20 protein-coding genes and 2 pseudogenes are annotated in these 25,225 nt (G+C 41.6%); 10 read left to right on the forward strand and 12 right to left on the reverse strand.

The genetic code is table 11. The annotated features are described in order from the left end of the window. Nucleotides 1-13: 13 nt before the first annotated feature. Complete coding sequence (locus tag IPJ86_06865) at nucleotides 14-3,970, forward strand: gliding motility-associated C-terminal domain-containing protein (GenBank protein ID MBK7887016.1); 3,957 nt, start codon at nucleotides 14-16, stop codon at nucleotides 3,968-3,970. Between the two features lie 33 nt (nucleotides 3,971-4,003). On the opposite strand, the gene IPJ86_06870 is transcribed toward IPJ86_06865, so the two are convergent. Continuing rightward, nucleotides 4,004-5,791 (reverse strand): T9SS type A sorting domain-containing protein, encoded by a 1,788-nt coding sequence (locus tag IPJ86_06870; protein ID MBK7887017.1) that lies wholly within the window; start codon nucleotides 5,789-5,791, stop codon nucleotides 4,004-4,006. A gap of 223 nt (nucleotides 5,792-6,014) precedes the next feature. After that, nucleotides 6,015-6,830: a hypothetical protein gene (locus IPJ86_06875; GenBank protein ID MBK7887018.1), complete on the reverse strand. Its 816-nt coding sequence runs from the start codon at nucleotides 6,828-6,830 to the stop codon at nucleotides 6,015-6,017. Nucleotides 6,831-7,153: 323 nt separating this feature from the next. Between IPJ86_06875 and IPJ86_06880 the strand changes: the two genes are divergently transcribed. From IPJ86_06880 to IPJ86_06895, 4 genes are all read left to right on the forward strand, one after another. Continuing rightward, complete coding sequence (locus tag IPJ86_06880; GenBank protein MBK7887019.1) at nucleotides 7,154-8,560, forward strand: FAD-binding protein; 1,407 nt, start codon at nucleotides 7,154-7,156, stop codon at nucleotides 8,558-8,560. 94 nt (nucleotides 8,561-8,654) lie between these two features. After that, nucleotides 8,655-8,981 (forward strand): hypothetical protein, encoded by a 327-nt coding sequence (locus IPJ86_06885; GenBank protein ID MBK7887020.1) that lies wholly within the window; start codon nucleotides 8,655-8,657, stop codon nucleotides 8,979-8,981. Between the two features lie 20 nt (nucleotides 8,982-9,001). Further along, nucleotides 9,002-9,916 (forward strand): hypothetical protein, encoded by a 915-nt coding sequence (locus IPJ86_06890; protein MBK7887021.1) that lies wholly within the window; start codon nucleotides 9,002-9,004, stop codon nucleotides 9,914-9,916. A 2-nt stretch (nucleotides 9,917-9,918) separates the two neighbouring features. Further along, nucleotides 9,919-10,107 carry a hypothetical protein gene (locus tag IPJ86_06895; GenBank protein MBK7887022.1) on the forward strand — a complete coding sequence of 63 codons (189 nt, stop codon included), beginning with the start codon at nucleotides 9,919-9,921 and terminating at the stop codon, nucleotides 10,105-10,107. Here the strand turns inward: IPJ86_06895 and IPJ86_06900 are convergent, their stop codons facing one another. After that, on the reverse strand, nucleotides 10,108-11,040 hold the full coding sequence (locus IPJ86_06900) for an isoaspartyl peptidase/L-asparaginase (GenBank protein MBK7887023.1): 933 nt from the start codon (nucleotides 11,038-11,040) through the stop codon (nucleotides 10,108-10,110). A 95-nt stretch (nucleotides 11,041-11,135) separates the two neighbouring features. Here IPJ86_06900 and IPJ86_06905 point away from each other — a divergent pair, with 95 nt between their 5' ends. Then, entirely contained in the window at nucleotides 11,136-11,312 is a 177-nt protein-coding gene (locus IPJ86_06905; protein ID MBK7887024.1) for a hypothetical protein, read from the forward strand. Between the two features lie 115 nt (nucleotides 11,313-11,427). Here the strand turns inward: IPJ86_06905 and IPJ86_06910 are convergent, their stop codons facing one another. Genes IPJ86_06910 through IPJ86_06920 form a run of 3 tightly spaced genes read right to left on the reverse strand, consistent with a single transcriptional unit; the run spans nucleotide 11,428 to nucleotide 13,852 of the window. Next, complete coding sequence (locus IPJ86_06910; GenBank protein MBK7887025.1) at nucleotides 11,428-12,102, reverse strand: YggS family pyridoxal phosphate-dependent enzyme; 675 nt, start codon at nucleotides 12,100-12,102, stop codon at nucleotides 11,428-11,430. Then, entirely contained in the window at nucleotides 12,077-12,796 is a 720-nt protein-coding gene (locus tag IPJ86_06915; protein ID MBK7887026.1) for an alpha/beta hydrolase, read from the reverse strand. Before IPJ86_06915 ends, IPJ86_06910 begins: the two co-directional genes overlap by 26 nt. Before the next feature lie 54 nt (nucleotides 12,797-12,850). Then, nucleotides 12,851-13,852 carry a hypothetical protein gene (locus IPJ86_06920; GenBank protein MBK7887027.1) on the reverse strand — a complete coding sequence of 334 codons (1,002 nt, stop codon included), beginning with the start codon at nucleotides 13,850-13,852 and terminating at the stop codon, nucleotides 12,851-12,853. Nucleotides 13,853-14,003: 151 nt separating this feature from the next. Between IPJ86_06920 and IPJ86_06925 the strand changes: the two genes are divergently transcribed. Beyond that, nucleotides 14,004-15,188 carry a hypothetical protein gene (locus tag IPJ86_06925; GenBank protein MBK7887028.1) on the forward strand — a complete coding sequence of 395 codons (1,185 nt, stop codon included), beginning with the start codon at nucleotides 14,004-14,006 and terminating at the stop codon, nucleotides 15,186-15,188. Between the two features lie 57 nt (nucleotides 15,189-15,245). Here IPJ86_06925 and IPJ86_06930 read toward each other — a convergent pair. The 5 genes and pseudogenes from IPJ86_06930 to IPJ86_06950 form a co-directional block, all read right to left on the reverse strand. Continuing rightward, nucleotides 15,246-16,489 (reverse strand): annotated as a pseudogene (locus IPJ86_06930) (DUF1015 domain-containing protein). Between the two features lie 482 nt (nucleotides 16,490-16,971). Next, nucleotides 16,972-17,942, reverse strand: a pseudogene (locus IPJ86_06935) (D-2-hydroxyacid dehydrogenase). A gap of 252 nt (nucleotides 17,943-18,194) precedes the next feature. Next, nucleotides 18,195-19,259 (reverse strand): 3-phosphoserine/phosphohydroxythreonine transaminase, encoded by a 1,065-nt coding sequence (gene serC / locus IPJ86_06940; protein MBK7887029.1) that lies wholly within the window; start codon nucleotides 19,257-19,259, stop codon nucleotides 18,195-18,197. A 149-nt stretch (nucleotides 19,260-19,408) separates the two neighbouring features. Continuing rightward, nucleotides 19,409-20,254 (reverse strand): hypothetical protein, encoded by an 846-nt coding sequence (locus IPJ86_06945; protein ID MBK7887030.1) that lies wholly within the window; start codon nucleotides 20,252-20,254, stop codon nucleotides 19,409-19,411. A gap of 105 nt (nucleotides 20,255-20,359) precedes the next feature. Beyond that, nucleotides 20,360-20,707: a 4Fe-4S dicluster domain-containing protein gene (locus tag IPJ86_06950; GenBank protein ID MBK7887031.1), complete on the reverse strand. Its 348-nt coding sequence runs from the start codon at nucleotides 20,705-20,707 to the stop codon at nucleotides 20,360-20,362. A 91-nt stretch (nucleotides 20,708-20,798) separates the two neighbouring features. Between IPJ86_06950 and IPJ86_06955 the strand changes: the two genes are divergently transcribed. Then, complete coding sequence (locus IPJ86_06955) at nucleotides 20,799-21,836, forward strand: acyl-CoA reductase (protein MBK7887032.1); 1,038 nt, start codon at nucleotides 20,799-20,801, stop codon at nucleotides 21,834-21,836. Nucleotides 21,837-21,954: 118 nt separating this feature from the next. On the opposite strand, the gene IPJ86_06960 is transcribed toward IPJ86_06955, so the two are convergent. Beyond that, entirely contained in the window at nucleotides 21,955-23,436 is a 1,482-nt protein-coding gene (locus tag IPJ86_06960) for a hypothetical protein (GenBank protein MBK7887033.1), read from the reverse strand. 119 nt (nucleotides 23,437-23,555) lie between these two features. On the opposite strand from IPJ86_06960, the gene IPJ86_06965 reads away from it, so the two are divergent. Next, nucleotides 23,556-23,825 carry a type B 50S ribosomal protein L31 gene (locus IPJ86_06965; protein MBK7887034.1) on the forward strand — a complete coding sequence of 90 codons (270 nt, stop codon included), beginning with the start codon at nucleotides 23,556-23,558 and terminating at the stop codon, nucleotides 23,823-23,825. A 192-nt stretch (nucleotides 23,826-24,017) separates the two neighbouring features. Further along, complete coding sequence (gene recA / locus IPJ86_06970) at nucleotides 24,018-25,034, forward strand: recombinase RecA (GenBank protein ID MBK7887035.1); 1,017 nt, start codon at nucleotides 24,018-24,020, stop codon at nucleotides 25,032-25,034. Nucleotides 25,035-25,225 lie beyond the last annotated feature (191 nt).

Below are 25,225 nucleotides of genomic sequence, written 5' to 3' on the forward strand. Positions count from 1 at the left end.
ATCAGATAATTTTATGAGTCTGCAGGGTGCCCACTTCAACCAATCAGGAAAAATATGGGCCTGTGGTAACTTTAGAAAAGTACTAAGTGAATTTTCGGTATTAACCGGAAATGGTGTCTTCAATACTGCCGGCTTTCGTGATGTTTATTATGCCGGATTCAGCAATCAATTGGCCCTCGAGGAATATGAACATATCGGTGGACCGGGGGATGATGTAGTCAGCAATCTCACAACAACTATCGCCGGTGAACCTATTTTATGTGGCAGCTATAGCAGTAATTTTAACATTCCTGCCGATGGAACTTTTTTATTTAACGCAACGAATCACGATTCATCATTTGCTGGGCCATCACAACCCTCCTTGTATTGTAATGATGGAAATTACAGGAATTATATTTCTGTATACTCCAATGGATTTCGTGAAGTATTTGTTTGTCGTCCGTTCCTGACTTCAAGGAGCACCTATGATTATTTCGACCGGTCGGGTAGTGTTCCCTGTCAGCGTGATTCATTGCAACCGGAGTTTGATTTGACCTCAGATACCTTGGTGGATTGTGGAACAGCAAAGATTTACTGGAAGTTATATACAGGTCAGGATGGAGTGATCGGTCCTGCGTATAACTATTTGTGGTCTGATAATAGTACAAATGATACGTTGACCATTGCAAGCTCAGGTTGGTATTCATGTCAATTGACCACAGTAGATGGGTGGAGGTCTTACAGAGATTCAGTGTATGTGGAAATTACACCCATCCCGCCTGTTCCTACAGCCGCCTGTATCAATGCGCAGATCTTTGCTGCAATACCTGTGGTGTATTGTGATGAAAAGGTATTGTATCTCGCGAATACCCAGGCTTTCATTTATTGCAATAATAATCCTCCCGGTTATACAGTAACATGGCAAACACCTTTCGGTAACTTCACAAGCGATACGATACAACTTGGTGTTGCCGGCGTATATACTTGTGTGATTGCTGCACCCGGTGGTTTATGTCCCAAGCAAACCTGTTTTGAAGTTATTATTTACGATACTGCCAGCACGACCTGCATTCCTCAGAATTATTATCCGATGCTAGTTTTTGAAGACCCTGCAATAGAAGCGATCGACACAGTCAGATTTTGTCCTGATGAATATTTTGTAATGAGATTGGTAGATTCTGTTTCCTGGATGAATGGATTGCCGCAACCGATGCTTCCTGCTTTTGTAAGCTGGTCTATGAACGGACCGGTTGTGTTTTCTGATAGTGGGGCGGTCTATACATTTATGATACATCGGAATTTTTTCAAAGGCACAGGAACGGGAAATGCTTCCGTTACCGCAGATATTATTAATCCGATAGGAGGCGCTAATTTATTTTCTATCACACGTGACTTTTATGTAATACTGGATCTTCCACCGCCTCCTGATGCATCGATTTCCGGACCGACAAGTATTTGCCCCGGAGATACCATTACATTGATCGTACAGCCTTCGCGTCCGTATACTTTTAATAATGCAGGAGTAGTTCAAAGCAATGCAAATGCAGATACTATTCGAGTGAATATGCCGGGAACATATATCGCGGAATATATTAGGACAGATAGTGTCACCGGCTGTAGTAAGGAGTATACAGCAATTTTTGTTTTACCACTTACAGCGGTTCCCGAAATAACTGCATTTCCGGCTTCCGGGTTAATTTGCCCGGGTGATTCTGTTCTTCTGGTGGCTGATTCCGGATTTTCTTATATTTGGTTTGGGCCTTCCGGAACTCCTCTTTCTACCAATGATTCACTTTGGACTTCAACACCGGGTTTATATTATTATACCTTTGAAAATACCGAAGGATGTCTTTTGTCTTCTGCTCCTTTTGAAGTATTTGGTTATTCAACACCTTTTATTACTGCGCGTCCTGCACCTGTCCTGTGTAAGGATGATTCAGTACAGCTGGAAATATTTACCAATGCCGGATCATTGATTTCATGGGCGCCTCCGTTGAATGGAAGCTCTTTGTTACAAACAGTGACTCAACCGGGCACCTATATGTGTCAGGTTGTTTCCTGTGGTATTACAACATCATTGTCTATTAATGTCATTCAGGCACCTGATAATTATGAAATACAAATTCAAGGGAATGATACGATTTGTCCCGGTGATGTTGTACTGTTAGTGGGTCCTCAGGGTATGAATGGGTATTCATGGATGCCGGGCGGACAAACCACTGCGCAGCTTCCTGTGAATTCAGCCGGAATTTTCATTTTAAATATGTTGGATTCATACGGGTGTCCATCTGTAGATTCAATTCGTATTGATACCTTGACTCGTCCTCCCGGCCCTATTACCCTCGATGATACAGTTTGCAGTGGAGATGTTGCAGTTTTGTCGGCGAATGCACCCACAGCGGTGTACTGGTTCCAGCAGACCACATCGTCGGTTCCTCTTGATAGTGGATTGATGTTTACTACAGGAATAATATTAAATAATCAAGTCTTTTATGCTGCCACATTTGATGGTAGTTGTTACAGTCCTTTCACACCTGCGAATGTTCTGGTAGATCCGGTTTCATTGTTGCCGTTGATAACAGGTGATACTGTACTATGTAATGGAGATGTGCTGGTGCTTTCTACTTCATTGATAAATGGTGCATCGTATCAATGGACCTTGCCGGGATCAACTGCTAATACTTTACAAATAACTCTACCGGATTGTGATAGTGCTGATGCCGGAGTGTATGCAGTACAACTTTCTAATTTTCGATGTACTGGTCCTGTGGCGATGGTGAATGTGACTATTCTGAACAACCCTGTCTTTAATGTGAATGCCAGCAATAGCTATGTTTGTCAGGGTGATTCCATAATTTTAGTAGTGGATTCACAGGCCATATCTCCCAATTGGGTCAATGGATTTTCCTTTGATTCTGTTTTGTATGTTACGAGTCCCGGCTATTATTTTTATTCTGCTCTTGATACAAATGGTTGCCTTGGTTATAGTGATACATTACAAACGTCCACAGCTCCTTTAACGTTGATGCCCCAGGTGAATGTTGTTCAACCTGATTGCTGGTATGATACCGTGATTGCGAATTTATCTTACGTGAATCCGGACTACATCTATACATGGAATCTTGGTCCTGCTATTTCCATACAGGATACTTTGCTTAATTATTCCTTGAGTAATGATTTCTATACCGGTCAAATCGAACTGATAGTTACCGATTCTTTTGGTTGCAGTGCCAGTTATTTTTTTAATATTAATCCTGAACAAAAGCCCTTGAGTCAAATAGTGGGGAATGCAAATATATGCGAAGGTGATTCTTCTTTTCTCTACGTAGATCCAAATCAATTTTCGACTATGTATTGGATTTTACCTTCCGGACAACAAATCATAGCAGATAGTTTACTTTTTCCCGGAGTAGCTGCTGTTGACACAGGCCTGTATTATAGTGTAGGAACTACTACAGAAGGTTGTGTCGACACCCTTAAAAGGGAGATGGTGATTTATCTGTATCCGGAAGCTTCAGCCGGAGCAGATAAAATAGCGTGTATAGGAGAAGAAGTGAGCTTTTCGATTCATGTGCCGGGTACATCGTTTTATCAATGGAGCAATGGTACTTTTGGTCCGACAGTTTATTTGAATGAATCGGATACCGTTTCTGTTACCGTTACCTATGGTCCCGGTTGTAAATTCAGAGATACGGTAAGTGTTCGGTTTATTGATTGCAGTTATTCTGTACCAAATGTTTTTTCACCGAATGGCGATGGGGTTAATGATGATTTCTATATTAATTATCCTTCAGCACGTTTTGGGGTATTGAATATTTACAACCGTTGGGGAGAATTGATTCGCCTGATAACCGGTCAGGAGCCAAAGTGGAATGGAAAAAATCAGGAGGAAGTTCCGGTTCCTGAAGGCACTTATTTTTTTGTTGCAGGTTACAAGGATTACTTGGATAAGCCTGTGGAGATGAAAGGGAATATTACATTGATACGTTAATTTTCTACATCCTAATTATTTTGAAGAAGAGTGTCAATTTCGTTGTTTAATAAATACTTTTCTTAAAAGTTTCCGGCTGCAGGTACTTTGTAATTCAACGATGTATACACCCGGACTGAGAAATTGTGTGTTAATTTCTCCGGTCCAGGATTCCTGACTAATTAATTTGCCCTCCAGCGAATATATACGGACATTGTCGATCACCTCTCTTGCTGTTTCCAGATTCAGTACCGAACGCACAGGGTTTGGATAGATGCGAATGGAACATTCTTTAACCGTATCACTATTCATCGGGCTGTTGATTTGAACAGAAATTTTGTTACTTCCTTTACAGGGATTTCCATTTTCCAGCACTTCTAAACTTACTTCTCCTGTTCCCAATGAACCCCAAAATACCTGAATAGCATTACTGCCTTGTCCGTTTAAAATAATTCCGTTGGTTACCGTCCATAAATAATGAAAAGAGGTGTCATTCGGTAAAGAGATTGTATATGTTGCACTCAGTGTGGAAGAGTTAATGGTTTGGGCGCCGGATATAGGAGGAATAGCACCTCTCCATGTAGTCAATTGACCTGATCGAAAGAGTTGATTTATCTCTTCAAGTACCAGTCGGTTTTGGGAAGAGTCATTTGGACCGGTAACATAGGCAACATCAAAAGTCACTTTTGATCCTGCCGGTAAAAGAAAGGGGCCGGATGAACCTACACCTCGGACATCTGTGGGTTGAATACCTGCTGTGGCCATTGTCCATGGCGTAGTGAAGTTATAATCACTGGTGCCCGGAAACATGTATTTGCAAGGAAGAGTCGTGGCACCGCTACCATTCCCGTATCCGGATCCTCCATACCACAAAGGGCTACCGTTTCGTAAGATAGCATTCATAAAATTATAATAGTCTTCCATCAATTGTGGAGGGTCTAATGGAATTCCTGGCCCACCTTCAAAAAAAACGGCAGTGCTTAAACCTAATGTTTCGTTTGTTTCATCAATGATGTAATTATTAGTGGAACGATTATGGATTTCATAGTGATAAAAAGTTGTGTAATCCAGTATGGGAAGGTTGGCATTACAATTTATAGCATAGGCGGAAGCATTTATCTCGACCCCCATAGGTAAAGAATTCGTTGCAGTTTTAGTATTGAATTTATCGTTAAAAATCCACCATGCCATTTGGTCACCTTTTACATCCGGATAATCTCCGTCATATGGATTGTAAACGCCATCTGAATTAAAATCAACAAAAGGAGCCAGTGTTTGGGGGATCAAAGGGTCGTTCGATGTTGCCGGCCAATTTAAAATAAAATTTGAAACAGGATATGTTCCATTGCTGACATTTCCTATTCCATATTGATATCGGAATTCATCCACATCACTTCTTCCGGCGATCCAAATAGAATCAAACTGACTAAAAGATGCAGAGTCAGCACTGCCATTTAAATTTAATGGACCCGGCCAAAAATCATCTCCCGATTGACGATAAGTCTGCGCTGCAGTATATAATTGTCCGTTTTGATCATATCCGCCCAGCCATAATGCGGAGCAGTAAGTAGAAATTATTTTTCTTCCGGGATTGATTTCATAACCGGGTTTTTGGGCAATTGGATCCCAATGCAAATCACCACGGTTTGATAATTGTGCACGTATTTTGTTGGCATGCAAAAAAGCATTTCTGGGAGTAGCAACATGTGATTCGCGAATTACTTCTTTCGAATTGCTAGTGCCTATGAATTCAGTATCCGGTAAGTCAAAAGGTTTAAAGTGAGAAGGATGTAAAGGGTGTTTGATAATGGAATAATTAATTGAAAAATCTAAGGATGCCATAAAAAGTGTGTCATTGAAAATATAGGGTAAAAACAATTTTGAAGATATCAAAAGGTGGTTCCCAAATGAGTGGAGACATTTGTCTAGAGAGTTTGATTAAATTGATATAGAATTTGTGAAGATGGAAAATTATAGTTTAAAGAATATTCTCTTGAATAAAGGTAGTAATGGGTCGTGTCTCCTAAAAGGTAATCATATGGATTGTTCAATCAAATTATCAGGATCAGTAATAATAAATATTGTCCATATATAATTGATATAATGGCGTTGAACAAAAGTCGGTAGCCTGTACACCATGCAATAAAGAATCAATGGAAGTGATTTTTCCGAAATGAAAGGAATATATTCCTCGACCTTTGGCAATGATCAAGGTGTCAGCACTACTCATCTTGACATCTACGATGGAGGAAGAAGGGATCCCCATATCTCGTGAACTATAGTTTGTCGAAACACCATTGGAAATCACACATACCCCACTATCTGTTCCCACCCAAAATTCTCCTGATGGAGAAATGTCTATCGCTCTGATGGTATCACAGAGCAAGCCGGAGTTCGATTTTTTATAGGAACTCCAGGTGGAGTTGGATAAGTCGAGTGAATAGAGTCCTTTATTTCCTGCTACCAATAAATAATTAGTATAACTTGCGAAATCATAAATGAATTGACTCGGAAAACCACTCAGACTATCGAAAGGAAATTGGCTCCAGTTCGTGCCGTCAAATTTTGAAAGACCGAGTCGATGTCCGATCCAAATATTTCCTTGCGGGTCTTTGTGTAGTTTTTGAATGGTATCATCTGCAATATCAACAAGACTATCACCTGCAAATATTCTTGACCAGTTCCCGTTTTGATAGCGGATGATACCTTTTTGAAGTAAGCCAATCCAAATATCATCCCCCGATCTGACGATCATGTCTGTCTTTCTTCTGAGATCATTAGATGTAAGATTGGGAATATTGGGAATGAGTAATGTGTCAAGTTGTGCCAGCGCCTGTGTAAAGTGGACCGAGAAAAATAAAATAAGGAAGAGGCTTCTCATTTTTATATAAAGTTTACGAGACTAAATTTAGCATTAATATTTATCATTAGGAAAAATTGAGAGTACTTGAAGTTAGATAGGGAATTTTTTTTCTGCTTAGATAGTGCCAATTCTTACATATTATTTTATAACGTATGGCAAATCAGCAATATACGGGCAAAGAAGTAAAGCGGTCTGTTTTGTAGCTTTTTAGACTCCATCTCATTATTGATTTATGAGAGGTAAATCAATTGGTGTATTAAAGGATGACATGCCAATTAAAATTGTGAATATTTTTTTGCAACGAATAAAGCCCGCCCGTTTTTGATTGGTAATTTTGTGCCATGATAAAGTATTCCGATGCGCTAAGCAAAGTACAATTGGTGGAGTTGAATCAAATTTGTGGAGAAGGCAATGTGCTGTTTAAAACAGAGGATAAGGAAGTTTATGGTAGTGATGAAACCGAGGATTTTCATTTCGTTCCTGCGGTCGTCGTAAAACCCGCCAATGCGGATGAGATTTCTGCGATTTTAAAGCTGGCCAATCGGGAGAAAATCCCGGTAACTCCCCGCGGTGCCGGTACCGGACTCAGTGGTGGAGCCCTGCCTGTTTTCGGCGGAATTGTTCTCTCTACTGAACGACTGAATAAAATTATTGAAATTGACGAAAGAAATCTTCAGGCTACAGTCGAACCGGGGGTGATCAATCAGATTTTCAGAGATGCGGTGGAAGCAAAAGGTCTCTTTTATCCTCCTGATCCGGCCAGCAGAGGGAGTTGTTTTTTGGGAGGAAACCTCGCCGAGAATGCCGGAGGACCAAAAGCAGTGAAGTATGGCACGACGAAGGATTATGTGCTCAATTGCGAAGTGGTATTACCGACCGGCGAAATTATCTGGACCGGCGCGAATGTGTTGAAAAATTCAACCGGTTATAATCTGACGCAGTTGATTGTGGGGAGTGAAGGAACCCTGGGCATCATTACAAAGATCGTTTTTCGTCTGATTCCTCTGCCTACACAAAATTTATTGATGCTGATTCCTTTTTTCTCGCCCGAGAAGGCTTGTGAGGCGGTTTCTGCGGTCTTTCGTGCCGGTTTTACACCCAGTGCTATGGAGTTCATGGAGAGAGACGCGATTGACTTTGTATTGAAGTTTGTGGATGTGAAAATTCCGGTTAAAGAGGAACATAAGGCGCATCTCCTGATTGAAGTGGATGGTCATGATATAGATGCTTTGTTTAAAGATTGTGAGCGTATCACAGAGATCATGTATGCTTACGACTGCGATGAAGTGATGTTCGCAGACACAGCGCAGCAGAAAAGCGATCTCTGGAGGATGCGTCGGGCTGTAGGTGAAGCCGTGAAATCGCATTCAGTCTATAAGGAAGAGGATACCGTTGTCCCACGTGCCGAGTTGCCTGTCCTGTTGAAAGGCGTGAAAGATATCGGTCGTAAATATGGATTTAACTCCGTTTGCTATGGTCATGCCGGAGATGGAAATTTGCATGTGAATATTATCCGTGGTGATATGTCTGAGACCGACTGGAATGAAAAAGTTCCATTGGGCATCAGGGAGATTTTTGAATTATGTGTCCGGTTAAAGGGTACCATTTCCGGTGAACATGGCATCGGATACGTGCAGAAAAATTACATGGATATTCCTTTTAATCCCTCTCAGTTGGATCTCCAGAAGGGAATCAAGAAGCTCTTTGATCCGAACGGCATCTTGAATCCGGGTAAGATGTTTGTCTGATTTTTCTCGTTCAGCGCTGTTTTGTGACAGTTCAGCACATTCCGGCAACTTTTAGCGACTGTTTTGCGTTAAATAGCATGAAAAAGAACTGCTGTTGAAGAATTTCATTGTATTTGCTTTCGCATTCATGTCTCTCCTTGCAGGGAAGGTTACTGCTCAGGAAATGTGGGGTGCGGCGAATAGTAACTATGCCGGTCAGATGGGTATGGATTTAAATCCGGCTTCGATCGCCGGTGCCCCTTATCAATGGGAAATTCATTTTCTATCAATGGATGCTGCCCTGTTGAACAATTTCATGTACCTGAAAGCGGATAGTAAAATCATCCGTAAGAGCATAGAAGGGTCAAACGTGGAAGAAGGGAAGCTCACCGATCGTTACACGAAAAACCGGATAAATTTGGTTATGTCTCGGCATTTCTGAAATACCCTTCATTTATTTGGGTGGGGAAGAAGTTTTCTGCGGGTTTTCACGCATCGACCAGGGCGGAACTGAGTGCAAGAAATATTCCTTATCATTTGGCGAAATACCTGAAAGAAGGCTTCGATTTTGACGGTCAGCAAGGAAATAACTATGCTGTGAAAAACGCAAAGGCGGCCTACCTTTCCTGGCATGAAATAGGGCTGAGTGGTGCAGCAATAGTCAAGAATACTCCGGAATCCTATCTAACGGTAGGGCTAACCGTAAATTATAATTACGGACTGAGTGGTTTCTATGCTTTGATGAATGATGTCGATTATGTGGTGCCTTACGATTCCCTATTGGTGATTAATAATATGGATGCAACTTACGGTCATGCCATGCCCGGAAATAACCGCAACAGCTCCGATGATCCTTTGCTGAAGAGAGGGAGCGGCTATTCCTTCACCACCGGATTACAGTATTACAAAAACAGAAATGACGCGTTCTTTGATCCTTGTGCCAGGGGAAAAGGAGATAAGCCATACGATTATAAAATCGGCTTTTCGATTTTAGATGTCGGATATATCAAGTACACTACTTCCGCAATGAATTTCCGGATTGATAACAGAAGTGCTAACTGGTATGGTATAGACACTACTCAATTTCATGGTTTAATCAATACCGATTCCCTGTTAAGCGAAGAGTTCTATGGTACCCGACGCGGGACCAGAGATGGCCGCAATTTCACGATGTTCCTTCCCACTGCTGCCAGTGTGCAATTTGACCTGCCCTTCAATGATCATCTGTTTCTGAATTTTTCAGTGATACAAAGAATCCCGCTCTCAAAATTGGCGATACGCCGATCCAATCAAATTGCAATAACACCGCGTTTTGAGTCGAGAAGATTTGAAGTGGCCTTGCCCATTTCTTATTATGATTTTTTAAACCCAGAGTAGGAGTGAGTTTGCGTTACGGGATATTCACCATCGGAAGTGACATGGTCAGTTCCCTGCTCGGGGTTACAGATACCTATGGAGCGGATTTTTACTTCGGCATTACCTGGAAACATTATAAAAGTTGCGGTGGGGCCAATAGAAGAAATGCCGGACGAGTTAAGAGCCTGGAAAAGTGTAAAATCAGCAATTAGTTACTCCTTGTAAATGGCGGTTTGAGGCCTATCTTTTTCAGTCAACCACCCTCTGTACATGCCTTCCGAATTAAATGGAAGTGAAATATTTCCTGAATAATCAACGGCAATCAATCCTCCTTCGCCTCCGATTTTTACCAGCTTATCCTGCACCACCATGCGGCAAGCTTCTTCGAGTGAAAGACCTTTGTATTCCATCAGGCAGGAGATATCGTAAGCGACTACGGCACGTATGAAATATTCGCCATGTCCTGTACAACTTACAGCGCAGGTTTTGTTATTGGCATAAGTTCCGGCACCGATAATCGGACTATCTCCAATCCGGTTGAATTTTTTATTGGTCATTCCACCGGTACTGGTCGCTGCTGCAAGATTTCCCTGCTGATCTTTTGCCACTGCGCCCACCGTTCCGAATTTTTTATTTTCAGATAGCGTATGATCGAGTTGAACTTTTCCTCCCCGAATGGCTTCCTGTAATTGCTGAAACCGTTGTTCGGTATAGAAATATTTTTCCGATTCAAATGTAATTCCTGTTTCTTTCGCAAAGGTTTCAGCTCCCAAACCGGAAAGCATCACATGTTCTGATTGCTCCATTACGGCACGGGCTAATACTACCGGATTCTTAATTCCTTTTACACCTGCTACTGCACCTGCATCTAAAGTATCTCCCCGCATAATCGATGCATCCATCTCGTGTTGACCTGTTGCTGTAAAAACAGATCCGCGCCCTGCATTGAACAACGGACAATCTTCTAAACTCATCACGGCCTGCATCACAGCATCCAGCGCCGAACCTCCTGATTTCAGTATTGATTCACCTGCAACCAACGCTTCCAACAGTGCATCACGGTAGTGTTGTTCCTTTTCAGCAGTGAGTGAATTCCTTGTTATTGTTCCCGCGCCTCCATGTATAGCAAGACTGAATGTTGACATAGTATTTAATTAATCTTGTAAAATTAGTTTTAAGTTCTGAGACTATTTACGCTAGTATGGGACCTTAGAGGTGTGTTGATGGACGTTGAGTGTTCATGAGGATTTATTTTTTGATTGAGGTTTTTGATATTCAACCCCTTCAGGGTTCTTTCCGTGATATCTGTCGCATTTTCAAAGCATATTTACCGCATCTCACCCGCGAATCTACCACATCTCCACCTGATCTCCAGTTCAACTCCACCTCAACTCCATTTCATCGCTACCGCAACTAAACGGCAAATGCACGACATCTATTTTTAAACATCTAACAACATATCCCAATTTATATCAACATTTCCCAACAAATGTCAACATATCCCAAAGTATATCAACCTATATCAAAGTGGATCAACGTACATCCCTCTCCCCAAACAACATACTGCCAATCCTGATCATATTACTTCCGCAATCCAAAGCAATTTTATAATCACTGCTCATTCCCATCGACAAGGTATCAAAGCCTTCGGGATCCATGGACATCAAGCGGCAATTGGTGAATAAATAATGCAGACTTGTAAACTCTTTTTTTATCTGCTCTTCATCGTTTGTTAGGGAAGCCATTCCCATTAATCCACGAATGCGAATATTTTCCATTTCACTTAACTCCGGATAGAGCATTAAGGCTTCGGCTTCCTGTTCATTGAAACCAAATTTTGTTTCTTCAGCTGCGATATGTACCTGCAGGAGGCAATCGATGATGCGATCTGATTTGCGGGCTTCTTTGTTGATTTCATTTAATAATTTAACACTGTCCACACTTTGAATGAGGTGAATAAAAGGTGCAATATTTTTTACTTTATTACTTTGAAGATGTCCGATAAAATGCCATCGTCCTTTGGATTTTACTTCTTCTCTTTTATCACAAAGTTCCTGCACATAATTTTCACCGAAATTAAATTGCCCCGCCTGAATAGCTTCCAGAATATCTGATGCCGGTTTTTTCTTTGATACTGCAACCAGTTTGGCCTTGTAGGGCTCCAGGTCTTTCTTTATTTTTTCAAATACCTTTTGATTGAACGCCATATTTCGAATTGAATCTGATAATTTCTTCTGCGAGGTAGTTGTGATTTACTTTTTCAAGTAGATGTGGTGTTTCCGGCATCACCAGAAGGGAAGCATTGGGTAAGGAGGAATATACATTTGCAGTTTCTTCAAGATCAACCATCATATCTCTGTCACCTACCGCTAGTCGCACCGGACAATCTATATTTTCAAAGTCGGAATGGAGGAGGGGATGCTTGCCCAGATGCAGGAGGAGATGTGAAGTTTCCGTCGATATTTTTTTCCAATCGTTAGGGGAATGGCGTTTCTTTAATGTATCGATGAAATGTGGCGACTTGCTTTCGAGAATATCCGGGTGGATGAGTTTAGACTCTTTTTCAGCAAGCTCCGTATTCCAGTTAAATTTAGTTCCTAAAGTCATGATGGATGAAAAGCAACCGGTTTTGTTTTTTTCCAGCCATAGTGCAGCATATCCTCCCATACTGTAACCGAAAACGGAAGTTCCGATCAAATGAAATTCACTGATATGATCGAGCAAATGTTCTGCGAGGATGGGCATTGTAAGCGGATGTTCAGCAAATGCTTTTCCTCCGTGCCCCGTAAAGTCATAGCGATGAACATCGAACTCAGAGGATAGAAGACCTTCCAGTTTATCAAACTGCGATGCGGCACCTAATGCACCGTGGAGAAGTAAAATCGAAGGTTTGGTTCTCATAGTAATTTCAAAATTAATGGATTTTCCTCAAGTAGAAGTTGTTATTTCTTAAAATCATTTTAGCGACTGTTTGATATCATCTGCTAAGCCATCTAAAATCTTATGTTTCAGGAAGAAGAGATCAAGCTCTTTTTTTGCCTGATCGGTGATGTCACGTAGTTTTAATTGTTCCGGATTGATGTGGATGAGTAATTTTTCTATTTCCATAAGGTCATCGATCCCTGATTCTTTAAATGCTTCGGTGCACGCTACGATTTTTAATCCAATATCCTTTTGACTGCCCAGATAGTTGATCATCCAGGATAAAGCCGCAAAGTGTTCTGTCCGGATGGTAATTGTAGAGACATCTTTCAATGCTTTGGGCATTTTCATGAAATCAGAGTTTAGTATATCCGAGCCGATGTATTGATCAGGAAAGGATTCGGGAACATTCATGTCACTTAATTGAATCATGCCACCACAAACTTGAGTATAAATACTGAGCCAACGAATTTTTCTTCGGATCTCATGTACTCCTTCTTCAATTTCTGAAGCATCTAATTTGCCATTTTTGTAATTGTCTGAAATTTTGTCAATAGTTTTTATGAGAAACTTTCCGGTTTTTGTTTTATAATCATCACCGGAAAGTGGTTCCATACTCTTTAGTGCTTTCGTGAATCGAATGAGGTGTGGTGGATTTTGTTGCATCCATTCTTCCTTTTCAAGATAGTTTTCCAGCTTTTTTGCGGATGATTTATGTTGGTCCTCAAAATGGTCAATGACTTTAGCCGGCCATTGTTTACCGATTTTTCTAATTTCAGAAAGCAATGCAAAGTGATGATCATATTGTCCGAGTTGATCTTCTGCTTCCTTAAAGATGTCATAATATTCATCAAATACTTTTTCATTATCTATTTCTCTTAAATATCTGCATGCTGCTTCCAATTTAAAGAAATGATTTCGCTCTCCTGATAAAAAGTAAGAATGTTCTTTAGCGGTGTCCTTTTTTAGTGTCGGGTCGGGATGAAGAAGACTTTCAATGTAATCAGCAACCAGATCATAGTGTTGTATTGCCATATTCGGTATTTGTTAAAGGGATATAGTGCATAATTACTGAGTATTTACGAGTAAATTTCAATGTGGTGTTCATAGGAAATTCATCATATTCACCCTTTTAGGGGATTGATAGAAGAGTGAGATGATCCTAGTTTTGAAAAAAATAATTAATATGAAAACGAAGATAAAAATATTTCTGGCTTGTGCAGTCCTCATGGTGCAAAGTCAGCAAGTAAACGCACAGGCAGATTGCAATACAGCTGCCGGAGTGTTAGCATTAATGGTTGCCAGGGTTGTGGTAGGAACTCCTTCAGATCCTGCTACTTTACCACCGGCATCAAATCTGCCATTTAGGATTACGTCTGAATTATTTAAAGTAGCTCAGAACGAAACCAGTAATAGTACCTGTTATCCTAAGGTTACTTATAAATTATATACTACCACAACTAGTACAGCGTTGGATAATTTACCAAGTCTCGCATCAGCTAATGCTAACTTTGTTCCGGCTACCAATATATTGGTATCAACCATGACCAAGACGAGATCAGGAAATGTAATCACGGCTGCCGGAAGCCGCACAAGAACGAATTATCCAACATTTAAATCAGGCAAGGGTGGATTTCCTGTTCGAAATACAGTTTATTATAGAATTGCAAAGAGAATTACGAATTGCAGCAGCTGCTCAGGTCAGGATCCCTATGTTTTTAGTCCGGTGTATTCCTTTTTGGTTCCCAATGAACCTGCGGTTGTAGTTGTGCCGAAACAATCCGACCTTCAACCCCGTCCCACGGCAAATTCAAATGTGAATCGTCCATTGTTTAAGAATACCGGTGCTTCTCATGGTGCAAAGAATGAAACCTTTTTGCGCTTACCCAATGAATTTTGTCAGGGTCTAGGCACAGGTATACAAGTAGCTACTTATTTTTGTGGATTGATTGACTCCTGTAAGGAGTTCAAACATTCTGTACCGCTGGGCCCTGTAGTATATGCTGCACGAAATGGCGGAGATACCACCTCTGGAACGTTTACAGTAACACTTCATCGTAAGGATAAAGTTGGAAGTAACGCTACCAGTGTATTGACTCAGGTCGCATCAAGTCAGGTACCGGCTTTGGCAGTAGGAGCACAATCTGCTAACTTTAGTTTTAATCCTAACAAGACCGTCGATATCTACACTTTCCCAAATGATAATCCCGGTCTATGCTTTGTCCGTTGCGATCCTAATCAGGGAGGTTGCGTGGTTCCCTATCAGGAAGAGGAATATATGGTGAAAGTGGATGGGGGGAATAATGTGTTGAATGGGGGAACCGTTCTGGAGAAGAGCGAGACGAATAACGAAGGAAATCCAATGGATTAAATCCCATTTAATTGAAATAAAAAGAGGCTGACCTTTATGGATCAGCCTCTTTTTTATTTAGTCGAGTGAATGGATCACTAACCCACTGCGTAACTTGGGTTCAAACCAGGTTGTTTTGGGTGGCATGATTTGTCCAGTATCTGCGATGTCGATAAGTTGTTTCATGGTGACAGGATAAAGCGCAAAGGCTACCTTCATATTCCCTGAATCCACACGCTTCTTTAATTCACCGAGCCCGCGAAGTCCACCCACGAAATCAATGCGTTTGTCCTTGCGCAGATCTACGATATTGAAAAGAGGTTCCAGAACTTTTTTCGAGAGAATAGTCACATCCAGTACTCCAATCGGATCGTTATCATCATATGTTCCGGCTTTAGCAGTTAATGCATACCAATTACCATCACTGTACATGCTGAATTCATGTAATTTAGAGGGACGGAATTCGGCATTTCCTTTTCTTCAATTGTAAAACTCTCTGCTAATTTTTCGAGCAATTGCTCCTTGCTCATCCCGTTGAGATCCTTGATCACCCGATTGTAATCCATGATGTGTAATTGGTTGTCGGGGAAATGTACCGCCAGAAAAAAATTGTATTCCTCTTTTCCGGTATGGTTGGGATTGGCCTCTCGTTTTTCTTTTCCTACGAGCGCAGCTGCTGCGGTGCGATGATGTCCGTCCGCAACATAGGTAAAGGGGACTTTAGCGAAGAGGTCAGAAATTTGTTTGACAATAGCGGAATCATCAATCACCCAAAAGGTATGTCCGATACCATCATCAGTAATCAGGTCGTACTCCGGAGTGTTTTTGACAACTGCAGCAACGATGGCATCAAGTGCGGGAACATTCGGATAAGCAAAGAAAACAGGCTCTGCATTCATATTTCCAACCCGAACATGATTCTTTCGATCTTCTTCTTTATCGGGTCGGGTGAGTTCATGTTTTTTGATGATGTCGTTCATGTAGTCATCCACTGATGCACAACCGACAATTCCATATTGCGTGCGGCCGTTCATCGTCTGGCTGTAGATGTAAAGGCAGTCTTTTTCATCCTGCTTGAACACACCATCCGATTTCATCTTCTCAAAATTATCGCGGCCTTTCTTGTAGATCTCAGGTGCGTAAACGTTATGACCATCCGGGAAATCAATCTCCGGTTTTATAACATGATAAAAGGAATATTCATCGCCATTGGCTTCAATGCGTGCTTCTTTTTCATCCAACACGTCATAGGGGCGGCAGGCTACTCGTTTAACAAGTTCTTTTGTGGGGCGGATGCCTTTAAATGCTTTCAATATTGCCATAATGCTTTGTCTTGAGTATAGAATTTATCTATTGGGGTTACGAAATTACGAATATTCCCTGAAGCGTGACCAAAAAGATGAGATCCCTCATCTTTCTGGTCTCTGCTTCAGGGATACGAATATACGAATTACGAAAGTGCGAATCCGCGAAAGTACGAATGTACGAAAGTACGAATGTACGAAAGGGTGAATGTGCGAAGAAGGTGAATGTGCGAAGTGGGTGAATGAGCGAAAAAGGCGAATGTGCAAAGAGGGCGAATGTGTGAAGAAGGCGATTGTTCGAAAAAGGCGAATCTATGAGGGTGTACGAAAACGGAAAAATTATGAAATTTCGAGATTCGAAAATAGTCATAAAACCTGCAAATTAGAATCTTTTAAACCTTGAACCTTAAACCTTGAACCTTAAACTTTAAACCTTAAACCATGAAGCAGAATCGCGAAAAGCGATACGCTTCATGGGAGCCCCTTAAACTTTAAACCTTTCATTTCGCGTTGAAATAGGCGACAATCTTTTCTGCGATTTCAATGCCTATGCGTTGTTGTGCTTCTGCTGTGGAACCGCCAATATGCGGGCTTAAGGAAACTTTAGGATGATTGCGAAGTGCTTCTTTGATGAGGGGTTCGCCTTCAAAGACATCAAGTCCTGCAGCGGCAATTATGCCGTTGTCAAGTGCATGTAATAAATCGTTTTCATTCACCGCACCACCTCGTGCAGTATTGACGATGAAAGCACTTTTTTCATCATTTCAAATTCTCTTTTACCAATGATAGGGGGGGCTCCTTTCGGAAACGGAACATGTAATGTGATGAAGTCACTTTCAGACAATAGTTGTTCAAAGGGGACGCATTTCATCGTCAACACAAGTTTCGCATTGGTGACTGTTCTGAAGAAGTCAATTTCGATTTTAACATCTTCCGCACGTAGCTTGAATGGTAAAATCGTCATTCCTAAACCTATGCCCATTCGGGCAACAGCCTGTCCAATGTTCCCAAAACCTATAATGCCAAGTGTCTTTCCTTTCAATTCAATGCCGGCAGAATAATTTTTCTTCAGTTCGTTGAAGCGCTCCTTTGAGTCACTGCCGGGCATATTGCGGTTGGCATCGTGCAGGAATCTCGCCATTGTGAACAGGTGTGCAAAAACCAATTCGGCTACACTTTCGGAAGAAGCTTCCGGCGTATTGATGACTTTTAATCCTTTTTCCCTGGCATAGGCGACATCAATATTGTCCATACCCACACCGGCGCGACCTATTAACTTCAGGTTCGGACAAGCATCAATCAAATCCTTCCTAACGGTTGTGGCACTACGCACTAATATGCCGTCAAAGTTTTTTAAAGCTTCGGGAAGATTTTCCTGAGCCACCTTATCCGTGACTACCTCAATTCCTGCAGCTTCCAGAATGTTTTTGCCGGCTTTGTCAATGCCATCATTAGCGAGAATTTTTGCCATCTTTTATGCTCCTGCAATTTATATTAATACTATATTTTTACTTTGCAAATTAAGGCTACCGGCTACCGGCTACCGGCTTCCGGCTACCGGCTACCGGCATTGAGTCTTGAGGTGTAGAGTTGTATAACGTTACCGGTAATTTGCCATATGAAAGGAATCATCGATATTATGCATTTTGTCTTTAAACTAAAGCCGGAAGCCGGTAGCCGGGAGCCAACAGCTTAACGAGAGCAGCTTGCTGCTCTCGTTAAGCTATGCGGTTTTTAATGCAAATTCTTTCATCACTTGTGTGAGTACCCGTACACTTTCAAGCGGCAATGCATTGTACATCGAGGCACGGAATCCTCCGACAGAACGGTGGCCTTTGATACCAATGATTCCGGCTTCCTTTGTCATCTTCATGAAATCGTCGTCGAGCTCAGGGTTTTTAAGCAGGAAGCAGGCATTCATATGCGATCGGTCTTCCTTCTCGCAGGTGCCGGTGAATAATGGATTGGCATCTACTTCTCCATAAAACAAATCTGCTTTCGCCTGATTAATTTTCTCAATAGCCGGTACACCTCCGATGGATTTCAACCATTCGAGCGTTGCCATACACACATAAATGGAATATACAGGAGGTGTATTGTACATGGAGTCGCCTTCGATATGTGTCGCATATTTCAGCATCGTTGGAACAACCCGTTGGACTTCTTTGAGAATGTCATTTTTGATGATCACGAGCGTTACTCCTGCCGGGCCCATATTCTTCTGCGCACCGGCATAAATCAAATCAAATTTTGAAACATCAACCGGGCGACTGAAAATATCACTCGACATATCACAAACTACGGGAATCGGACTATCCGGAAAATGTTTCATCTGCGTCCCGTAAATCGTATTGTTGGAAGTGACATGCAGATAGTCACAATCTGTCGGAATTGCATAGTTTTTTGGAACGTAGTTGTAGTTTTTATCTTTAGAGGAAGCAATCACATTTACTTCTCCGAATAATTTCGCTTCTTTTAAAGCTTTATTGGCCCAAACGCCTGAGTCGACATAGGCCGCTTTTTTATGCAGGAGATTCATCGGTACCATGGCGAATTGAGTACTGGCACCACCTTGGAGAAATAGAATCGAATAATTATCCGGTACACCCAATAATTCCTTCACCAGAGCTTTTGTGTTTTGCAAGACCGGTTCAAAGTCCTTGCTGCGATGTGAAATTTCCAGAATGGAAAGTCCGATATTATTCAAGTCCAGAACTGCAGCGGCTGATTTTTGTATAGCTGATGCCGGTAAAATGCCGGGACCTGCTCCGAAATTGTGTTTTTTCATTTTTTATGGGAGATTTTATATTTCTCTACGTTATCGTTTTCAACCACCAAAGTAAGCAGGAATTCACTGAATAGACAAGGAAAAAGCAATTTGGATTTTGAGATTTTAACCTTTTTCAGATTTAGTATTTCTTTTCTTGAAAAATGAGGTTAATTATTTCTGATATCTATATCTTTCATCAGCAACCAATTGCCTTTGCTGAATTTTAATCCATCATAACTGAGATCCGGACCGTAAAGCGCATACATTCCTTTCGACTCCGGTCGGGGATCGGAGGAGGATAAATGATCCATCACTATCATCTTTACTTTTTCATTGTATTTAAGGCTCATCGTGGCCTGCGCATTGTATTCAAAAACAAGTCGCGTCCGGGCTTTTCCTCCTGCTTTTATGACCGGTGCTCCAATGATGAGTTTCGTGGGACTTGCTACCAGAGGTTCAATTACTTTTCGGGTGATAAAGTTACTCTGAGGAGCCCATCCTAACAACATATAGTAGTTTTTCTTCTTGTATTTTTCAAGATGAATGTCGTAATAAATACATCCCGGCCAGTTTGCCGAATCGGATTTAAGCATTTCCAACTCTTCTCTGTTCAGTGAAGAATTTTGTTCCAGCTTCACTACTTTCATTGCTGCCTTTGGATCTGACTTGTAAAGAATATATCCATAATAAAAATACTGCGTACCGCGATTTAACTGTACTAACCAGGTAAGTGCTTTCACATTTTTATCGGAAGATGTTGCCACCGAAAGTGCCTTCACCTGCGAAAAACTTAATTCAGCACCCCCGGCTACATGCAGGATACTATCAAGTGCCAATGAAAACGTTTGATTGTATTTTTCCCGTATGGAATCATTACTTCCCTTTAAAACGGAATCTCCAAGGACTATTAATCTTTTTACTGCCGGTTGCAACGCCAGCGTGTCCGAAGCCGCAAGACTGAATTGCTGCATCAGAGGTAATAAAAGCAGAAGAAAGGTGCGAGACGTGATCATTGAAACGAACGCAAATTTAATGGAATCATTGTGAGAAAGGAGGGGGTGAAAATGGAAAAACCCTGTACGGAAGTCCATACAGGGTTTTAATATCATAAGAACGCATTAAGCGTGCATTTTTTCTTTTTTCGCCGTAAGTTCTTCCTTTGATTCACGGAAGTCAGGGTCATCCACACAGCAATCCACCGGACATACGGCCGCGCATTGTGGTTCATCGTGGAAGCCTACACATTCTGTGCATTTATCCGTAACGATATAATAGACATCCATCGATTTCGGAGTTTGAGGAGCATCAGCATCTACTGCGCTGCCATCTAACATGTTAAACATTCCTTTGACAGAAGTGCCATCCGAGAATCGCCATTCAGCGCCACCTTCGTAGATCGCGTTATTAGGACATTCGGGCTCGCAAGCACCGCAGTTAATACATTCGTCAGTTATTTTGATTGCCATACGATAAGAGGATTTAAAGCAATATTTTTGTTGTGAGTTGAACACAAAAATAATCACAATTGTTTCAAGTCCGATAAAAGTTTAGGATTCTATGAAAAAAACAGAAAGAATTGAAGCATTAGTCCGATTGGGAAATGCAGTAGCGGCAATGCTGGAAGAGATGGAATCCGGTGGTGAATTAACGGGTAACCCTTTGAATAACATTGTGCAACAGGCCTATAGAAAGAATCCATGGTTTATTCCTGCCAACACGATCAGCGCCATTTCTCAATGGACTAAATTATTGGAAAAGCATAATCTTGAAAAATGGACTAGTGCCTATAAATTGCCTGACAGCGAGTCGATTCGTGTTAAAAATATTGGGATTATTATGGCCGGAAATATCCCGATGGTCGGTTTTCATGATTTAATCTGCGTTCTCCTCAGCGGACATAAGGCCATTGTTAAATGCTCCGCGGATGATGAGGTACTCATTCCGTTTTTATTGGAAGTGCTGTTGCAGGTGGCTCCTGAAATGTCAAATTATTTCAAGTTGGAGAAGAGATTTGGGGATATAGATGCCGTTATAGCTACAGGAAGTAACAATACTTCACGGTATTTTGATTACTATTTCGGGAAATATCCTCATGTCATTCGCAAAAACAGGAATTCGGTGGCGGTCCTTACAGGGAGCGAGACGGAAACGGAGTTGAGAAATTTAGGGGAAGATATTTTTAGTTATTTCGGTCTGGGTTGCAGGAATGTTTCCAAACTATATGTGCCCGAAAATTATCAGTTTGATGGTTTTTTCAGAGCTATAGAGATTTATGGAGAAGCATTGATGCAGCACAATAAGTACATGAATAATTTCGATTATCATAACGCTTTATTCATGTTGAACAACGAAAAATTTCTGACCAATAATTTCCTGCTACTGCGCGAACATCAGGCCCTGGCAACTCCGGTTTCTGTCTTGCACTATGAAGTGTATTCATCTAAGTATGAGTTGATGAAGAAACTGGAAGCAGAGAAAGATTTAATGCAATGTATTATCGGGAAAGCTTATTTGCCCTTCGGTACTTCCCAACAACCCGGACTCAGCGACTACGCCGACGGAGTGGATACTATGAAATTTCTATTGAGCATATAGCTTTATCGGGAACGCGGAATACGCGGATTTACTGGATTTACACAGATAAAAGCAGCGAAATTCCATTTTATCCGTGTGACTTGTCTCGGCGCAGAATGTGACGAGATCAGGTTCTAGTTTAATCTCTTTCGTAAGCACCCAGGTCAGGGTTAGTACCACCTGTTGGTCTCGATACTGCATCGATGTCGATGTTCATTGGAGGAATTGCAGAAAAGTTGATGAATAGTGGATTTCCTTTTTCACGGGCGAAAGCCAGGGTATCCAGTTTTAGATTATTGTCAAAAGTATTTTTGAACTGAGGATCGTTGTTACGGTAAATGGATTCAAAATGGAGAATATCAGTCGTAGGTGTGGTGTTATCTGCTTTGATAATGCAGTTACGGAAGTTATGGTTCGCAAGTACACCCGCTTCAAATTCGAGTTCCAGCTCGTTATCATTGTTGCCGTAGATGATGCAGTTTTTAAATTCTGCCTTTGTCATATCTACCCCCACCGGCTGTCCATTCTGATCAATAGCAAAGTTATTCAGGTACATGGCAGGCGTACTTCTTTGTCCAAAGCGCCAGAAATTTGCGAAAGTGCAATGGGTAAATTCATACTCACCACCGATCGTGAACGCAGCCGTGTAGATGCCACAATTGGAGACAACATTGTTCCACCCTTCAATTTTGAAATTTCTGGCCAGAATTCCCAGTCCGCTCATATTGCGTATCTGCGTATTCGTTAGTTTCAATGAAACGGGCATGGCAGGATCAAAGAGCGTTTCTGTCTGCAATCCGATGAATCCGTTTTTGATGATGGCGTAGTCGATTTCATTGATGCCACCATCGTTGATCCAGATCCTGTCCCATTGTCCGGGTTCTTCCTGCAAGGATAACTCACGGCGCAACCCCTGAAAAACTACCGGCTTATCCTTGGTACCCTGAACCTTCAGCGTTCCTCCTTTATACACCCAGAGACCACCCGAATTGCTGAAATGAATCTGTGTGCCGGCGCTGATGATTAAAGTGGTAGAGGAGTCAATCACACCATAGCCACCGTATATAACATAGGGCAACGTTTCGTCCCAGGTAGTGGTGCTGTTTAACGTTGTATCAATGATCACATAGGGCGGAAGGTTCGCACTTTCTTTTTTAGCGACGAAGAAATGGGCATTCTGTCCCCAGGCCACCAGATCAATATCCTGCTGATTGCCGTTGGTTTCAAAAATGATAGAATCCTGAACCACATAGGGCAGGAGTTGGTTATTCGGGTTGATCGTTACTTCAACAAATATCCAGATCGAATCACCGCCACGGATTTCAACATCCGTAAAACTCTTTCCAGGCAAGCCGTTCACATTCATGCGGTATAAAGATCCAGCTCCACCTGCCAGGCGGATCGAAGAGATTTTCATCGTCTTATCGTAAGGATTATAGACCCTGAAATTCTTGGTAACTGAACCGATACTGACAAAAACGGTGTCGAACATGATCGTATCCGTTGAAAAATTCGGTCTTGCCCCGGCATCGGTCAATAGCTCATCTTTCTCACAGGAATGGAATAAGATGGAAGCTAAAATTATGAAAAACAGATGTTTAATGATAGTTTTTGGACGCATTCGGCTACAAATATACTGCTTGCCCGTTTATAGACAAGGAACCATTTTAACAGATATTTTTACCACTTATTGCCTCGCATAAAAAAAAGCGTATCTTTGCCGCCCATTCAGTTAATTCCATGAAAAAAGACATCCACCCAAAAAATTACCGTTTCGTCGTATTTAAAGATATCTCTACCGACTATGCTTTTATGAGCAAATCAGCGGTAGACACCAAAGACACTATCAAGTGGGAAGACGGTAACGAATATCCCCTCGTGAAACTTGAAATCTCTCATATGAGTCATCCGTTTTATACCGGAAAGATGAAATTGGTAGATACTGCAGGTCGTGTTGATAAGTTCCGTACCCGCTACGACAAGGCTAAAAAAGCCCCCGATCAGAAATAATTGAAAATAAATACTTTACGAAAGGCTGTCCCAAAAGGATGGCCTTTTTGTTTATATCATTATCCGTTTGTTAAATACTTGTATTCATTTCCCTGACGTTTAATCCAAAAAAAATAGTTTTATTTGTTGACGGCATCTTTGATTGTAATACAATCATTGCAAAAAGTCATATAACAATCAAAATATAATACAATGGCAACAGAAGCATCAGAAGCGAAAGAGAAACTAAAAGTTTTACAACTCGCAATCGACAAGATTGAAAAGACCTATGGAAAGGGGACCATCATGCGGATGGGAGATGAGGCAGTAGAAGCGGTAGAGGCAATTCCTACCGGATCCATTACATTAGATAGTTCACTGGGAATTGGTGGTTATCCGAAGGGAAGAGTGATTGAAATTTATGGTCCTGAATCATCAGGTAAAACAACGCTCGCGATTCATGCGATTGCCAACGTACAAAAGGCCGGTGGTATCGCTGCGTTTATCGATGCGGAACATGCTTTCGATCGTTTCTATGCACAGAAGTTGGGTGTAGACATCGAGAATTTATTGATTTCGCAACCTGATAATGGAGAACAGGCATTGGAGATAGCAGATAACCTGATTCGTTCCGGTGCTATAGATATTATCGTCATTGATTCTGTGGCAGCGTTGACACCTAAGAGTGAGATTGAAGGGGAGATGGGTGAAAGCAAGATGGGACTTCAGGCACGTCTGATGTCACAGGCTTTGCGTAAACTAACGGGTAGCATTAGCCGAACCGGTTGCTGCTGCGTTTTCATCAATCAATTGCGTGAGAAAATCGGTGTGATGTTCGGTAATCCGGAAACGACTACCGGTGGTAATGCGCTGAAATTTTATGCCTCTATACGCCTTGATATCCGCCGTATCGGACAAATCAAAGACGGAGAGCATGTAGTAGGAAACCGTACCAAGGTGAAAGTGGTGAAGAATAAAGTAGCACCTCCATTCCGTACTGCTGAGTTTGATATCATGTATGGAGAAGGCATCTCCAAGCTGGGCGAAATTGTGGATCTGGGTGTAGAGAATAATGTGATCAAGAAAGCAGGATCATGGTTCAGCTATGGAGATACTAAAATCGGTCAGGGACGCGATGCCGTTAAACAGATGTTGTCAGACAATCCTGAACTCTGCGACGAGATCGAAGCAAAAATCAGAGCGGCGATAGCGGAGAAGGCAAAAAATTAAAATACGAAACTCGAAATTCTACGAAAGTATACGAATAACGTTTAGACATGCGAAGTCTAATCCGCGAAAATCTTAAAAATCAGCGTCACTTGTCTCGGCGCAGAATGTGACGAGATCTGCGATCCCTAAAAAACATTAATGTATTGATGAATATTATGTATCGTCGGAAGATTATAAATGAGAGAGCGAAA

It is taken from the genome of Bacteroidota bacterium (genome assembly GCA_016713925.1).
Classification (GTDB): Bacteria; Bacteroidota; Bacteroidia; order AKYH767-A; family OLB10; genus JAJTFW01.

Bases quoted from the DNA above. Each gene is read 5' to 3' on its own strand.
- IPJ86_06875 (MBK7887018.1), bottom strand. From the start codon at position 6,830: ATGAGAAGCCTCTTCCTTATTTTATTTTTCTCGGTCCACTTTACACAG.
- IPJ86_06920 (MBK7887027.1), bottom strand. From the start codon at position 13,852: ATGGCAATACAACACTATGATCTGGTTGCTGATTACATTGAAAGTCTT.
- IPJ86_06925 (MBK7887028.1), top strand. From the start codon at position 14,004: ATGAAAACGAAGATAAAAATATTTCTGGCTTGTGCAGTCCTCATGGTG.
- IPJ86_06915 (MBK7887026.1), bottom strand. From the start codon at position 12,796: ATGAGAACCAAACCTTCGATTTTACTTCTCCACGGTGCATTAGGTGCC.
- IPJ86_06965 (MBK7887034.1), top strand. From the start codon at position 23,556: ATGAAAAAAGACATCCACCCAAAAAATTACCGTTTCGTCGTATTTAAA.
- IPJ86_06905 (MBK7887024.1), top strand. From the start codon at position 11,136: ATGAGGATTTATTTTTTGATTGAGGTTTTTGATATTCAACCCCTTCAG.
- IPJ86_06880 (MBK7887019.1), top strand. From the start codon at position 7,154: ATGATAAAGTATTCCGATGCGCTAAGCAAAGTACAATTGGTGGAGTTG.
- serC (MBK7887029.1), bottom strand. From the start codon at position 19,259: ATGAAAAAACACAATTTCGGAGCAGGTCCCGGCATTTTACCGGCATCA.
- IPJ86_06910 (MBK7887025.1), bottom strand. From the start codon at position 12,102: ATGGCGTTCAATCAAAAGGTATTTGAAAAAATAAAGAAAGACCTGGAG.
- IPJ86_06950 (MBK7887031.1), bottom strand. From the start codon at position 20,707: ATGGCAATCAAAATAACTGACGAATGTATTAACTGCGGTGCTTGCGAG.
- IPJ86_06900 (MBK7887023.1), bottom strand. From the start codon at position 11,040: ATGTCAACATTCAGTCTTGCTATACATGGAGGCGCGGGAACAATAACA.
- IPJ86_06945 (MBK7887030.1), bottom strand. From the start codon at position 20,254: ATGATCACGTCTCGCACCTTTCTTCTGCTTTTATTACCTCTGATGCAG.
- recA (MBK7887035.1), top strand. From the start codon at position 24,018: ATGGCAACAGAAGCATCAGAAGCGAAAGAGAAACTAAAAGTTTTACAA.
- IPJ86_06955 (MBK7887032.1), top strand. From the start codon at position 20,799: ATGAAAAAAACAGAAAGAATTGAAGCATTAGTCCGATTGGGAAATGCA.
- IPJ86_06870 (MBK7887017.1), bottom strand. From the start codon at position 5,791: ATGGCATCCTTAGATTTTTCAATTAATTATTCCATTATCAAACACCCT.
- IPJ86_06865 (MBK7887016.1), top strand. From the start codon at position 14: ATGAGTCTGCAGGGTGCCCACTTCAACCAATCAGGAAAAATATGGGCC.
- IPJ86_06960 (MBK7887033.1), bottom strand. From the start codon at position 23,436: ATGCGTCCAAAAACTATCATTAAACATCTGTTTTTCATAATTTTAGCT.